This window comes from Posidoniimonas polymericola, from assembly GCF_007859935.1.
GTDB classification, from domain to species: Bacteria; Planctomycetota; Planctomycetia; order Pirellulales; family Lacipirellulaceae; genus Posidoniimonas; species Posidoniimonas polymericola.
On the sequence record NZ_SJPO01000012.1, the window covers coordinates 99,842 to 113,524 of the forward strand.

10 protein-coding genes are annotated in these 13,683 nt (G+C 68.3%); 7 read left to right on the forward strand and 3 right to left on the reverse strand.

The features are described from left to right. Positions 1 to 246: 246 nt before the first annotated feature. Positions 247 to 1,776, forward strand: a complete 1,530-nt coding sequence (locus Pla123a_RS20890; RefSeq protein ID WP_146590616.1) for an AAA family ATPase — start codon at positions 247 to 249, stop codon at positions 1,774 to 1,776. Positions 1,777 to 1,846: 70 nt separating this feature from the next. Here Pla123a_RS20890 and Pla123a_RS20895 read toward each other — a convergent pair whose 3' ends face one another. Then, complete coding sequence (locus tag Pla123a_RS20895; protein WP_231956579.1) at positions 1,847 to 3,082, reverse strand: CinA family nicotinamide mononucleotide deamidase-related protein; 1,236 nt, start codon at positions 3,080 to 3,082, stop codon at positions 1,847 to 1,849. Between the two features lie 167 nt (positions 3,083 to 3,249). Here Pla123a_RS20895 and Pla123a_RS20900 point away from each other — a divergent pair, with 167 nt between their 5' ends. After that, positions 3,250 to 4,311 carry a hypothetical protein gene (locus tag Pla123a_RS20900; protein ID WP_146590618.1) on the forward strand — a complete coding sequence of 354 codons (1,062 nt, stop codon included), beginning with the start codon at positions 3,250 to 3,252 and terminating at the stop codon, positions 4,309 to 4,311. A gap of 132 nt (positions 4,312 to 4,443) precedes the next feature. On the opposite strand, the gene Pla123a_RS20905 is transcribed toward Pla123a_RS20900, so the two are convergent. Then, positions 4,444 to 7,671: a secretin N-terminal domain-containing protein gene (locus Pla123a_RS20905; RefSeq protein WP_146590620.1), complete on the reverse strand. Its 3,228-nt coding sequence runs from the start codon at positions 7,669 to 7,671 to the stop codon at positions 4,444 to 4,446. 174 nt (positions 7,672 to 7,845) lie between these two features. Next, positions 7,846 to 8,460: a glycine zipper domain-containing protein gene (locus Pla123a_RS20910; protein ID WP_197528164.1), complete on the reverse strand. Its 615-nt coding sequence runs from the start codon at positions 8,458 to 8,460 to the stop codon at positions 7,846 to 7,848. A 306-nt stretch (positions 8,461 to 8,766) separates the two neighbouring features. Between Pla123a_RS20910 and Pla123a_RS20915 the strand changes: the two genes are divergently transcribed. From Pla123a_RS20915 to acpS, 5 genes are all read left to right on the forward strand, one after another. Further along, a complete protein-coding gene (locus tag Pla123a_RS20915; RefSeq protein ID WP_146590624.1) occupies positions 8,767 to 9,918 on the forward strand; it encodes an aminotransferase class I/II-fold pyridoxal phosphate-dependent enzyme in 1,152 nt (383 codons plus the stop codon). Further along, positions 9,915 to 10,514 (forward strand): alpha/beta fold hydrolase, encoded by a 600-nt coding sequence (locus Pla123a_RS20920; protein ID WP_146590626.1) that lies wholly within the window; start codon positions 9,915 to 9,917, stop codon positions 10,512 to 10,514. Before Pla123a_RS20915 ends, Pla123a_RS20920 begins: the two co-directional genes overlap by 4 nt. Beyond that, complete coding sequence (locus tag Pla123a_RS20925; RefSeq protein WP_146590628.1) at positions 10,511 to 11,224, forward strand: methyltransferase domain-containing protein; 714 nt, start codon at positions 10,511 to 10,513, stop codon at positions 11,222 to 11,224. The genes Pla123a_RS20920 and Pla123a_RS20925 overlap by 4 nt, the downstream gene beginning before the upstream one ends. Before the next feature lie 653 nt (positions 11,225 to 11,877). After that, the gene (locus Pla123a_RS20930) at positions 11,878 to 13,143 is read left to right on the forward strand and encodes a trans-sulfuration enzyme family protein (protein ID WP_146590630.1); all 1,266 of its coding nucleotides are present in this window, start codon (positions 11,878 to 11,880) and stop codon (positions 13,141 to 13,143) included. 147 nt (positions 13,144 to 13,290) lie between these two features. Next, positions 13,291 to 13,674, forward strand: a complete 384-nt coding sequence (acpS, locus tag Pla123a_RS20935) for a holo-ACP synthase (protein ID WP_146590632.1) — start codon at positions 13,291 to 13,293, stop codon at positions 13,672 to 13,674. Positions 13,675 to 13,683: the final 9 nt, after the last annotated feature.

A 13,683-nucleotide genomic window follows, 5' to 3' on the forward strand; every position in this document is an offset into this window, starting at 1 on the left:
ATTCGCCTTAACTGCGTACTGTAGAAGCTTATCACACGTCTCGGGGGTTGGCGTTTTGGCGCGCCGGACGCCCTACTTTTCTGCGCCGCCTGCCCTCCCCCACCCCCCCGTGCCGCTACAGCCTGAACTTTCGCCGGACCAGGGCCACAAGTAACTTGCCCGTCCCCGCACACAACCTAGGGTTGGGGAGAGACTCCCTGCGCTCTCCAATCCACTCGTTGCCCTTCTGGGACAAGAAGGTCTGATATGTCGAATGCGTCGCTCGCCCAAGAACAGCCCCCCGCCTCGAGCGGCAGCGAACACCAGCGGCTGGAAGAGCTGCTCAGCCGCATCCACTCGTTGACCGCCGACAGCGAACCCCAGGCCGGGATGGCGGGGATCCCGCAGTCGGCCCCTCAGCCGACGGCACAACGTCCCGCACAACGTCCCGCTCAAGGGGCTGCTCAAGGGGCTGCTCAAGGGGCTGCTCAACCACCGCGACCGCAGCCGAATGCGGCGGCTCAGCGGCCGGTCAGTAAAGAGTGGCTCCCCGAAGAGCCGCAGTCGCTGACCGCGGGCGGGCTGACCGAGGGCGAGGTCGAGGACCTGATCCTCAAGCTGCTCACCTCGCGGAGCGAGGCGACCGGCCGCTTCATCGCCGAGAACGTGCGGCTGGCGTTCCGCCTAGTCGACCCGCTGCTGCAGAGCCTCAAGCACGACCGCCTGATCGCCCACAAGGGCGCGGCGATGATGAACGACTACGTCTACCAGCTAACGGAGTTGGGGCGTGAGCGGGGCAAGAAGCTGACCGAGCACTGCACCTACTTTGGGGCGGCGCCGGTCACGCTCAAGGACTACATCGACGCCGTCAAGAAACAGACGATCGCCGACCAGCACCCCACCGAGGCCGACCTCCACCGCGCCTTCGAGGACCTGCTGATCAACAAGAACATGCTGCGGCGGCTCGGCCCGGCGATCAACTCTGGCCGCGGCCTGTTCCTGTATGGAGCGCCCGGCAACGGCAAGACCAGCATCGCCGAGCGCATCACCAAGGCGTTCGGGCAGTTCGTCTGGATCCCGCGGGCTCTGGGCATCGACGGCGAGATCATGCGGCTGTTCGACCCTAGCATGCACGAGGAGGCTCCGCTCGCCGCCGAGGACGGCCTGATCGACAGCAACCGCATCGACAACCGCTGGGTCCGCATCCGCCGGCCGACGATCGTCGTGGGCGGCGAGCTCACGATGGACGCCCTCGAGGTGACCCTCAACACGTCCACCGGCGTCAGCGAGGCGCCCGTCCAGCTCAAGAGCAACTGCGGCACGCTGGTGATCGACGACTTCGGCCGCCAGCGGATGACCACCGACGAGCTCCTCAACCGCTGGATCGTGCCGCTCGAAAAACGCTACGACTTCCTCAACCTCTCGAGCGGCAAGAAGATCCAGGTGCCGTTCGACCAGCTGATCGTGTTCTCGACCAACCTCGAGCCGAAGGACCTGGTCGACGACGCGTTCCTGCGTCGTATCCCGTACAAGATCGAGGTCGACGACCCCGACGAGGCCAGCTTCCGCAAGCTGTTCGAGATCATGGCCCCGATTGTCGGCGTGCAGTACGACCAGGCGTCGCTCGACTACCTGGTCACCCGACACTACCAGGCCGAGAACCGCCCGATGCGTTGCTGCCAGCCGCGCGACCTGTTGCTGCAGATCCGCAACTTTACGCGCTACGTCGGCGGCGAACCGGTGATGTCGATCGAGAACTTCGACGCCGCGGTCGAGAACTACTTCGCGGTGATGTAAACGGCGGTCGCGAACTCCAGTTCACCGCTGCGCCGAGCAGCCCACCCCGCCAGGGTTGGGACCGCCCCGATCACTCACCCGGCATCAGCCGCTTCCGCAGCTCATTGAGCGCCAGCTTCGCTGCGCGGTCGTGCTCGATATCGGGGTGGCCTAGGTTGGGGAACACATTGTGCTGCACCCGCTCGGCGTCGGCTACCGCGACGATAATCGACGGGACCTCCTGCGTGCCGCCGGCCGGCGCAAGCACCAGCCCGTACTCGGCTCCCTCCGCCAGACGCGTGTGCTCCGCCAGCTTCTCCGCCTGATCGGCGCCAAGCGGCGCCGGCGGGCAGACCTCACCGTTGGCGAACGCCTCGCTAACGTCGGCCTGAGAAAGCCAGTGGGCCAGCAGCCCGCCGCTAGCGCTGTCATACGTGGCGAGCCGCTCGCCGCGCTCCCGCAGCATCCGCAGCACGACGTCCTGTAGCTCCTCGTCCTCCTCGCCGAACACCAGCACGCCAAGTTTGTCGCGGATCTCCTGCTCGGTCGGGGCGATCTTCGCCAGGCACTCCGCCCCGTCGGCCCCGGAGGCCGTCATCCGCAGCGTGATGGTCGCCTTGTGCACGGTGATGCCAACCAACGGCTCGCGCTCGCGGGCGATCAGGTCGGGCATCATCGCCTCGAGCTGACTCTCGCCCACGCCGAAGCACTTCAGCCGGCGGTGGCGGATCGTCCGCGGCGCCGGGTGCAGGGCGTTGACGGCCGGCAGCACGGTGTCGGTCCACATCGGCTTCATCTCGGCCGGCACGCCCGGCAGCGCGAACAGCGTGCAGGCGGTCCCGTCCGGGCGGTCGACGCGCATCTCGACGCCCGGCGCGGTGCCGTGCTCGTTGGGAATCGGCCTGGCGCCGGCGGGGACCATGGCCTGCAGCCGGTTCCGCTCGGGCATCTCCCGCCCACGCGAGGCGAACATCTGCTCGATCTTCACGAGCGAGTCCTCGTCGAGTTCCAGTGGCACGCCGGCCGCCGCGGCCAGCGCGTCCCGTGTGAGGTCGTCGGCGGTGGGCCCGAGTCCGCCGGTCGCCACGACGACGTCTGCCCGCTGGATGGCGGCGGCGAACACGTCGATGTTGGCCCGCAGGTCGTCGGCGACCGTGGTGTGGTACAGCACGGTAACGCCGGCGTCGGTCAGCCGCTCGGCGAGCCACTGGGTGTTGGTATCCAGCCGCTGGCCGGTGGTAAGCTCGTCGCCGATAGCAATGATTTCGCCGCGCATCGAGGACGCCTGGGGGAAGCCGTAGGAGGGGAACGTTGCCGCAGGCCGCATTGTGGCCTCGGGGGGCGCCGCCGCCCAGCCGGGGGAAGGCAGTCTGTCGCTGACGGCCGGCGGGTTGACTACCATAGAGTTCCAGCGGCGCCTGCCCAGCCCCCAGCGGTTTAATCCCTCGCGGGCGGCGGCGCCCGATCCCCTTCACCTCGCTGCTATTCGAGACAATGAACGCCAAAACCCTGCTGCTGGCCTGCCTGACGGCGTTCTTTGCCGCCTCTGCCCTGCCGTCGACTTCCTTCGCCCAGCCCCCCGGCCGAGGCGACTGGCGGCGGGACCGTGGTGGCGACGACGGCGGCGACCGGGGCCGCCGCGGGGATCGGGGTGACCGAGGCGACCGCGGTGATCGCGGTGATCGCGGTGATCGCGGCGGCGACGACCGCCGCGGCCGCTGGGGGGGCCGAGGCGGAGAGGACGACAACGGCGGCAGCCGCGAAGACCGCCGGGCCGGCTTCATCCGCTCCTGGGACCGCGACGGCGACGGCTACGTCAGCAAGGCCGAGGTGCCCGAGCGGATGCACGGCTTCCTCGACCGGCTGGCAGAGCGGGCCGGCGTGTCGGCCGACGGGCGGATCAAGATCGAGACCCTCGCCGGCACTTCCCGCGGCGACGACGACAAAGACAAAGAGAACCCGCTCGACTTCGGCGAGCCCACCGAAGAAGTCAAAGCCCCCGGCTTCGACACCTCGTCGCAGGACGACGGCACTTCGGGATTCATCCCCTCGACACCCGAGGAACTCGAGGGCGCCCGAGAATCGTCCGATGGGCTGATGCGCAAGTACGACGAGAACCGCAACGGCATCCTCGAACGCGACGAGTGGACCAAGATCAGCGGCTCGCCCGCCAACGCCGACACCAACCGGGACGGCAAGATCAGCCGCACCGAGCTGATCAACCGGCTGATCGTGATGCGCCGCGGCCGCAGCTCCAGCAGCAGCGAAGAGAAGAGCGACGACCGCGGCGGCAGCAGCGGCAGCGACCGCGGCCGCGAGCGTCCGTCATCCAGCGACTCGGGCGAGCGGCGTTCGTACCGGTTTGTCACCGCCGAGGAGCGGATCCCCAAGGACGCCCAGAGCTGGATTGCCGACCGCGACAAGAACGGCGATGGCCAGGTCGCGATGCACGAGTTCACGACCAGCTGGTCGGACAGCAGGGTCGAGGAGTTCACCCGCTACGACGCCAACGGCGACGGCATAGTCACGCCGGAAGAGTACCTGGCGAACAAGTAGCTTGGCGCCGGCGGCCGCTCGGATGCGTGCTCTAGCAAGCTGGTGATCTGGCAAGCTGGTGATCTAGCCAAACAGCCGCTTGCGGGGATGCCCGCATCAAAGCCGAGACTGCCTCGGCCGACCATCGGTCTGTTAGCCGCCCCGGCCACCGCGCCCGCCGCCCCGGCCACCGCGACCGCCGCCTCCACCGCCGCCCTCGCGGGCACGTTGCAGGTTGCGGAAGAACTCAATGCGGCGCCGCATCTCGTCGGCATTGTTATTGTTGTTGCCGCCCCGGTTGTTGTCGTTGTTGCTGTTCGCAGCCGGCTGATTGTTGTTGTTGTTGGTCGTCACGGCGTTGGGGCCGAGCAGTGACTCGAGCGCCTCCTTCACCGCCGAGGCGTTGGTGTGCTGCAGCGAGACCACGCGGGTCGATTGCGGGGTCTCGAGCCCCTCGGCGTCGAGCTGTTTGACAAGCTGAGCGACCTCTTCGAACAACGGGTCGGGCGCCCGGACAATCAGCGAGTTGCTCCGCGTGTCGACGCTGATCGACATCTTCGAGGGCTCCTGGTCGATGCTGGAACCACCGCCCCCCTGCCCTCCGCGTCCGCCGCGTTGCAGCATCCGCATCAGGTCCTGCGGGCTCGGCTGCCCCCCCCCGCCGCCGGCCCCGGCGCCCTGCAGGCGGTCGGCGTAGACCTGCTTGACGACCTCGGCCACGGCCGCCGCCGACGAGTGTTCGACCACGATCATCCGCGCCCGGCCGCCCGCCTCGACCGAGGCCGGGCCGGTCCGCTGGTCGACGATCTTCAGCAGCTGCTCGACCATGTCGAGGTCTTGGGGATTGGCGTACACGATCAGGGCGTTGAGCCGCATGTCGGGCACGATGTCGACCGCGGCCGAGCTGAACCCGGCCGAGCTGCCGCCGAGGCCGCCAAGCCCCAGCAGGTCGCCCATCATGCCGGCGCCCATGTCCTGCATCACGCCGCCGGCGAGGTCGCCCATCAGGCTGCCGCCGCCGCCAGAGGCGCCGAACACGGCGCCGAGGATCTCACTAGCGGCGCCCGCCTCGGCGTACTTCAGGTAGAACACGGCAAACTGCCGCCCCCCGGCGGTCGGCCCGGCGGCCGAGCGGAGCAGGTCCTCGAACTCGTCGAGCGCGTCGGTGTCCTCACTCGCCAAGAGCAAACCGCCCGGGCCCTCGGCCACAATGATCGTCGCGCCGCTCTTGGTCTTGAACTCGGTAGGCGGCCCGGTCGGAGTTTGCGCCGCGGGCTGCTGCTGGGCCGCGAAGCGGAATGGCGAGGGTCGACCTGCCGTGGCGCTCGGGTCCTGCGGCATCGGCTCGCGGGGCGACTCCTCTTCCAGCACACCCTGGCCCTGGTCGAGCCAGCGGAAGAAATCCTCCATGCCCGGCTCGCCAAACCCGCGGGCCGCGGGCGCGTCGGCGCGGTCGTCCGCGGCGCCGCTGGGGCGGTACTCGCGGATGTCCGACTCGGCCGACGGCGTGACAATGCGGATCTTGTTGGAGCGGATCGCCGGCCACACCTGCTGCACCTGGGCGAGGGCCCCGCGGGCGGCCGAGCCGGTCAGCGGCACCATCCGGATCGTGCCGCCGGCGCCGCTCGCCAGCGCGCCGGTGCCGCTCTCTTCGAGCTGATTGAGCAGGTTCTTAATCTCGCTGATCTGCGGCGGGGTCGCCCGCACGATCAGGCTGTAGGAGTTGAGGTCGGCCTCGACAATCGGCGCCTTGGGGTCGGGCTTCTCGTCGGTGCCGGTGTTGAACAGCCGGTCGACCGCCAGCTTGGCGAGCGTCGGCTCGACGTGGTCCAGCGGGATCACCTCGACCTGCCGCACGTCCTGCTGCATCTGGGCCAGCGTCGCGCGGATCGTGGCGTGGTCCGAAGGCCGTGCGAGCGCCACCAGGTTGCCGGTGGCGGCGTCCGCCGCGATGCGGGCGCCGGGCGCGTCGGCCAGCAGGGTCTGCAGCACCTTCAGCACCAGCTCGCTGTCGATGCCGCCGGTCGAGTAGACCTCGAGCTGCGGGGTCTCAACCGCGGCCGAGCCGCTCAGCGACGAGTTCTCTACGTCCACCAGCCGCAGCACTTCTTTGACGCGGGCGATTTCCTCGGCGTCGCCGCGGGCGAAGATCTTGCCCCCCAGCGGGTCGACCGCCAGCTGCAACGAGCCGGTCGGCGTGGCGAGCGCGTCGCTCGCAATGCCGAGCATCTGCCGGATGATTGGCAGCGCCTCGTCGACCATCACGTGCTCGAGCGCCAGCTCGCGGATGTCGCCGTCACCGGGGCCGTCGATCGACTCGATGACGCGGCGGATCGCGCGGATCCGGCCGACGGTCTCGGTCACCTGGATCATGTTCGCCTTGCTGAGGACGATAATCTTGCCCTGCGGGCCGACCATCGCGTTGAGCTCCTCGGCCAGGTCGCCCGACGGCATGCTGCGGACCTGGAACAGCACCCGCACCAGCTCGTGCGCGCCGTGATCGTCCAGCTCGTCGACGTCGACGTCGGTCACCAGGTTGGGCGGGATCTCGTCCTCGAGGTTGATCAGCAGCAGCATCCGATCCTTGCGGACCAGCGTGTAGCCCTTTGTCTGCAGCACGTTGTTGAGGACGTCCAGCGCCTCGCCGATCGAGTAGCGGCGGCTGTCGCGGTAGTTGAAGGTGCCGCTCGGCGGCGCGTCGAGCACCAGCGACAGGTCGGCCTGATCGGCAAACCAGCCGAGCACGTCCTCCCACGGCTGGAAGCGGAAGTTGAAGGTCAGCTTGCCGTCGCCGGTGGGCCGAGCGGGCGGGGTCTCGGCGGGCGGCTGGGTCGCCTCTGAATCCTCGATCGGCGCATCGGCAGTCGCGGACGCTCCGCCGACATCTGCGGTCTCGACCTTGGCCGGCTGGTTCCCCGACTCGGACGGGGCGGCCGACATCGATTCGGCAGCCGGTTCTTCCGCGGCGGGCGCCGAGTTGGAAGCACGCTGCTCGCCCTGGACTTCGGCGATCGGGTCGTAGTTTGAGTTCTCGGACTCGCCGAGCAGGGCGGACAGCTTGTCGCGTTGCTCGACGCTCAGGATCGCCAGCGCCTTCCGCTGGGACTCCAGGCGGAACGGACGCAGAGCCGACTGCTGCTCGTCGGCAGGCAGGCGGCTCGCCTTAAACAAGACGTCGGTGCCCTGCATCTCGAGATCGTCGGCCAGCTGGATCAGCTCCGAGCGCTGAGCGTCGGACAGGTCGAGCTTGGAAGCCGTGTCGGCCTGCGTCAGCAAGTCGACGAAGCCAACCAGCTCTGGCATCGCCCCCCAGGCGACGGCGCCATGAGTCGCGGCGAGCAGCACAATCGCCAAGAAAATTCGGCAGGAACCTACAGCCATTCCGAACACACCTTCTCCGCGGTCTAACGCCCGCGCGGGGGTCGCGCGGCCCGTTTTTGAGCGTCGCGGTCGCGACGCACAGAAAGAGGCCTTGAGCACACCTCAAGATGCCTAACCCCACTATAGTTCGACAGTTACGTCGACGCTACCAAATCGGGGCAGGCGGCGATTGGGCTAGTGCCCAACGCTGACCGACCATCCCACGCGGGGGCCGCAAGCACGCCGGTGATACGAGTGGTAGTGCCGCGGCGGAGGATAAAACACCGGCGGACCATAGTGGTGCTCCTCAATTATCACCGGTTGGGCCGCCGAGACCTGGGCGACCGCGGGCGGGGCCGGCGGATTCATCATCGCCTGGATCGCCTGGGTCGGGACCCCGTTCTGCGAGAGCAGCACTACCTCATTGGCGGTTAGCGGCCGGGCCACGCCCGACGTCTGGACGTACTGCGTGATCAGCCGCGGGTCGACGCCCGCCTTGCTCATGGCGATCACCTCGTCGATGGTGGCCGCGCCGGCGTTGACCTGGCGGCCCATCTGGGCGGCGATGGCGGCTCGGTTCTCCGCAGCCATGCGGTCCATCTCGCCGCCGACCACGCCGCCGGTCAGCGCGCCGATCCCGGCGCCGATAGCCGCACCTGCGCCGGCGTTGCCGGTCTGGCTGCCCACAAGCGCACCGATACCGGCGCCCGCCAGGCCGCCGGTAGCGGCGCCACGGTCGGCGTAGTACGGGGACTGGCAGCCCGCTGAGCCAAGGCCCAGCAGCGTCATCAACACGAGGGGGGTGCGCATCGTCATAGGATCAAGAATCGGCTAGGGCGGGGGCGGGCCTAGAGCGGCCCATGCTAGCGTCGTTAGAGTCGCGCGGAGAGATTCGCAGGACCGGCCAGAGGGGTCAAGAGCAACGGGCAAGGCACGCGACCAGGCGTCCGGCGCCACCTTGATTGCGGGGCTCTTAGCGTCGTCCCTCCCGCAACGCGGCGGGGTCGGCTAGGGTAGATGGGCTGACCGGTGTCCGCGAGCCACCAGCCTTCCGGTGGCAGTCGGCCGGCGCCCGTCCCCTGCACCGTTTATCAAACTGTTGAACTGGTCGCACTGTTGAACGAGATACTGGCAACCCGAATCGCGTCGGCCCTCAGCAGCCGCAGCAACGAGGGACTGCTCCGCCGCGTGCAGATGCACGCCCCGCAGGCCGGCCTCGTCAACCTGGCAGACAACGACTACTGGTCGCTCTCGAAGCACCCGGAGGTGCAGGCCGCCGCCCGCGAGGCGATCGAGCGCTACGGCTGCTCGGCGTGCGCGTCGCCGTTGATCACCGGGTTTGGTCCTGCCCACGAACTGCTGCTGGCGCGGCTGAAGCAGTGGCACGACTTCGCGCACGGCCTTGTGTGGAACAGCGGCTTCGCGGCCAACCGCGCGGTGCTGTCGCAGCTGCCGCGGCGCGGCGACCTGGTGCTGGCAGATCGGCTGATCCACAAGAGCATGGTGCACGGCATCCTCGACAGCGGCGCCCGGCTTACCCGCTACCGGCATTGCGACCTGGACCACCTGGCGTCGCTGCTCGCCGAACGCCCCCCCACCGACGGCGTCACCTTTGTCGTCACCGAGTCGGTCTTCAGCATGGACGGCGACTACCCCGATGTGGGCCGCATGGCCGAGCTGAAGCGCGCCCACGACTTTGTCTGGCTGGTCGACGAGGCCCACGCGATCGGCTGGTACGGGGAGCGTGGGAGCGGCCTGGTCGAAGAGGCCGGCGTGGCGGATCAGGTGGACGTGCTGGTCGGAACACTCGGCAAGGCGCTCGGCTCGATGGGCGCGTACACCCTGCTACGCGACGAGCGGCTCGAGCAGTTCCTCGAGAACTACGCGTCGGAGTTCATCTACTCGACCTACCTGGCCCCCGCCTGCGCCGCGGCCGCCCTGCGAGCCACCGAGGTGATCGAGGCACGCCTCACCGAGCGGCAGGCGGCCCGCGACGCGTCGAGACGGTTCCGCGCCGAACTCCGGGCGAAGGGCTGGGACGCGCCCGACGGCGACTCGCCCATCGTGCCGATCATCCTCGGCAATATCGATCAGGCCGAACGCGCCCGAGACCGCCTGCGGGCGGTCGGCGTGCTCGCCGCGCTGATCCGCCCGCCCACAGTGCCGCCGGGCACGGCGCGGGTGCGGCTGTCGCTCAAGGGCGACATGGCCCCCGAGGTGCTGACGCGCGTCGCCGCTGCCTTGGGAGAACCGGAGGACGCCTCATGACCACCGTCCTGTTGAATGGCTGGGCGGTGTCCGAAGCCGCCGCCCGCGACGCCCTCGACGCCGCCCCCGAAACCAACCTGCAGGTCATCCCGCCGTCGCCCAACTGGCAAGAACTCCTGGCGGACGCCCAGGCGAACGTGCTGGTTGGGTACTCGACCGGCGCCATGCTGCTGCTCTCCGAGCCGAAGCTGGCCGAGCGGTTTGAGCGTGTGGTGCTGCTGGCGCCGTTCACCGATTTCCGGGCCGAGTCGGGACAGGGCGGAAACGTGCGGAGCGCCCAACTAAAGTACCTGTTGCGGATGCTGAAGAAGGACCCGCTGACGACCGTGCACGACTTCTACGACCGGGCTGGACTCAAGATGCCCAGACCCACCGAGCTCCCGCTCCCTGTCGACGACCTCCGCTGGGGGATCGAGCAGCTGCTCAACCGCTCGGCCGAAGAGTGGACGCTCGAAGACGTCGAGTGCTGGGTGGGCGGGGCCGATCCGCTGCTCGACGCCGAGCGGCTGAAGGAGCTGTGCCCCGCCCTCCATGTCCTCCAGGGCGTCGGGCACGACCTGTCGGAGCTGGCCGCCGGAGCGGGGCTGTCGCTATGAGGTTCGGTGAGCACGCCCAGCAGTATCGTACGCACGCGCACGTGCAGCGTGAAATCGCCGCGTGGTGCGGCGAGTGGGTCGAGCCGGACTGTCGGCAGTTGTCCGCGCTGGAGCTCGGCGCCGGGACCGGCCTATTCACCGAGATCCTGGCTGCCAAGGGCTTCCAGCAGCTCACCGCAACCGACCTCTCGGAGCAGATGGTCGCCGAGGGCAACCGCTGCGTTCCGGCCGCCCGATGGGAACAACGTGACGCGTGGGCGCCGCTGCCGGAGGGCTACGACCGGCTCTACGCCTGCAGCTTGCTCCAGTGGGCAGTCGATCCCGAGCGGGTGCTCACCCACTGGCGCCGAGCGCTGCCCAGCGGGGGCCGCGCGCTGGTGGCGATCTTTGTGCAGGGCTCGCTGCAGGAGTTCGCCACCGCCAGCGGCCGGTTCTTCCCGGTGCCGATGCGGAGCGAAGCCGAGTGGCTCGCCTGCTTCCGCGGCGCCGGATTCGAGGTCCTGCGTCACGAGGTCTGCCAGCGCGTTCAGCAGCACGAGTCGGCGATCGCTGCGCTGCGTTCGCTGCACAACATCGGCGCGGTCGCTAATCGCAAGCTCAGCACGGCGGAGCTGCGGACGATGCTCACCGGCGCCGAACAGGCCCACGGCAACGGCGAGGGCTTCCCCCTCACCTGGGTGACCCTCAAGGCAGAGCTTGTGGTGAACTGAGGAATGGCCTTAAGAAAACCGAAAGCGTCTGCCGCAGCCGTTTTGCCCATCAGCCGGCACGCGTTAGCGTCCGGTTCGTCGGGCGCATCAATCTTTCCGGATTCTTGTAGCGGCCCGGCCACGCCCGTGGTCCAATACGGGGTGGCTCAAAGCGTATTTGCGAACCCAATGTCGATCCGGCATCGGTCGTGCAGCTGGTGGTACGGTCGGCGGACAAAACCCCGGCGACCACTCTCAGATCCATCAACGTAAAGCCCTGACACAGAGCGACTTACAATAACCAGGGAGCGGCAAGCGTCGGGGTTTTGTCCCCTCCAATCGATGTTTCGGACTTTTGGACGTGGCCCCGACATTCCCCTCGTTGGTCGGCTGCAGTCCCGCGCAATGGCTGGCACGGACGCTTGTCGCCGGCCGACCGTTGAGCTAAGCTTAAGGCACCTCGGGATTTGTGGCCGCTTGCAGCCGAAACTGCTAAAGAGCCAACGCACCAGCCTGCTGTGATTGATTTGTTGTGATTGATCTTCGCCTGTGGCTGGGCGTACTCCAATGCATGTGGAAAGCCAAGCAGCCGCGAGCCTGAGTTATAGGTTGGCGGCTCGTTTCGTTTGACGCCGTCGGCCTCCCGAAATCACCAGCGCGAGGCGCGCCTACCTATGGCCACGACGGAAACGACCCACCCCACAGTGCAAGAAGCCAAGAACCCGAACGCCGACCGCAAGTCGCCGGACCCGCCTGTTTCCCAGTCTAGTGGCGCCCCCGGCCCGTCGACCGTCGCGGTCCACGCCGGCGAGGCCCGCCAGAAGCCGGGCGACTCGATCACCGACCCGATCTACTGCGCGTCGACCTACACGTTCACCGACACGCAGTCGATCATCAACTTCATCGAGCAGGACCAGCCCCGCGAGGAGTACGGCCGCTACGGCAACCCGGGCGAGAAAGTGGTCGAAGCGAAGCTCGCCGCGCTCGAGGGCGCCGAGTCGGCCGTGCTGTTCTCCAGCGGCATGGCCGCGTTGGTCGGGCTGCTGATGGCCAAGCTCAGCCAGGGCGACGAGGTCATCTTCTTCGACGAGTGCTACCACCGCAGCCGCCAGTTCTGCAAGGACCACCTCTCCCGCTACGGCGTGGTGACCCACGAGGTCAAGACCGGCGACTACCAGGCCCTCGAGAACGCGATCACGCCCAACACGCGGATGCTGGTCAGCGAGTCGCCGACCAACCCGCACCAGAGCTGCGTCGACCTCGAGCGGTTCGCCGAGATCGGCCGCCAGCACGACGTCGAGACCATGATCGACGCCACGCTCGCCACGCCGTACAACCTGCGGCCCATCGAGGCCGGCGTCGACTACGTGCTGCACTCGGCCACCAAGTACCTCGGCGGCCACAACGACCTGTTGGCCGGCGTCGTGTGCGGGTCCAAGCAGCAGATGGCCAGCGTCCGCGACCTCCGCGGCATCATGGGCGGCGTCAACGGGCCGCAGAACATCTACCTGCTGTCGCGCGGGCTTAAGACCTTCGAGCTCCGCATGCAGCGGCACAACGAGAACGGCCTGGCGGTCGCCCGGTTCCTGGAGGCCCACCCGCGGGTCGAGAAGGTGTACTACCCGGGCCTCGAGTCGCACCGCGACCACGAGGTGGCGGCCCAGACGATGCGGGGCTACGGCGGGCTGGTGACTTTCCTCGTGAAGGACGCCGATTGGCGCCAGACGGCTGACGTCGTCGACGGCGCCAAGATCTTCCGCATCGCCCCCAGCCTGGGCGGCGCAGAATCGCTGATCGAGCAGCCGCTGGTGATGAGCTACTTCAAGCGCACGCCGGAAGAGCGGAAGAAGTTCGGAATCCCCGACAACATGATCCGCCTGGCGTGCGGGCTGGAGAACTCCGAGGACCTGATCGCCGACCTAGGCCAGGCGCTCGGCTAATAGCCGCAGGCGCTGGTTGGAGGACGCTGGGCGCTGGCTCTCGGCCGCCGTCCTGCGCTGCCAGCAATGCGATTTGGTGAGTAACGCCTGCGTCCAAGAGTTAGCGCCCAAGAAATAGCGCCCAGCGCCCTCCAACTAGCGCCCCCAATGATCGTCGGCATCGGCACGGACATTATCGAAACGCTCCGCATCGCCAAGATGATTGAGCGGCACGGCGAGCTGTTCATCAACCGCGTCTACACCGAGCACGAGATCAAGTACTGCAGCAGCCAGCGGGCCGCGACGCAGCACTACGCGGGCCGCTGGGCGGCCAAGGAGGCGGTGCTCAAGGCGCTGGGGACCGGCTGGGTGCGGGGCATCTCGTGGCGCGACATCGAGGTCTACAAGCAGGCCTCCGGCGCGCCGGTCGTGCGGCTGCAGGGCGGGGCGCGTGACGCGCTGGAGCGGTCGGGCATCCACCGCATCCACGTCAGCATCAGCCACTGCCGCAGCCACGCCACGGCGTACGCGGTGGCCGAACGCGACACCTAAGCCCGACAT

What these genes read in the sequence shown, in the direction of transcription:
- Pla123a_RS20890 (WP_146590616.1), top strand. Translation starts at nt 247, where the DNA reads ATGTCGAATGCGTCGCTCGCCCAAGAACAGCCCCCCGCCTCGAGCGGC.
- Pla123a_RS20895 (WP_231956579.1), bottom strand. Translation starts at nt 3,082, where the DNA reads ATGCGGCCTGCGGCAACGTTCCCCTCCTACGGCTTCCCCCAGGCGTCC.
- Pla123a_RS20900 (WP_146590618.1), top strand. Translation starts at nt 3,250, where the DNA reads ATGAACGCCAAAACCCTGCTGCTGGCCTGCCTGACGGCGTTCTTTGCC.
- Pla123a_RS20905 (WP_146590620.1), bottom strand. Translation starts at nt 7,671, where the DNA reads ATGGCTGTAGGTTCCTGCCGAATTTTCTTGGCGATTGTGCTGCTCGCC.
- Pla123a_RS20910 (WP_197528164.1), bottom strand. Translation starts at nt 8,460, where the DNA reads ATGCGCACCCCCCTCGTGTTGATGACGCTGCTGGGCCTTGGCTCAGCG.
- Pla123a_RS20920 (WP_146590626.1), top strand. Translation starts at nt 9,915, where the DNA reads ATGACCACCGTCCTGTTGAATGGCTGGGCGGTGTCCGAAGCCGCCGCC.
- Pla123a_RS20925 (WP_146590628.1), top strand. Translation starts at nt 10,511, where the DNA reads ATGAGGTTCGGTGAGCACGCCCAGCAGTATCGTACGCACGCGCACGTG.
- Pla123a_RS20930 (WP_146590630.1), top strand. Translation starts at nt 11,878, where the DNA reads ATGGCCACGACGGAAACGACCCACCCCACAGTGCAAGAAGCCAAGAAC.
- acpS (WP_146590632.1), top strand. Translation starts at nt 13,291, where the DNA reads ATGATCGTCGGCATCGGCACGGACATTATCGAAACGCTCCGCATCGCC.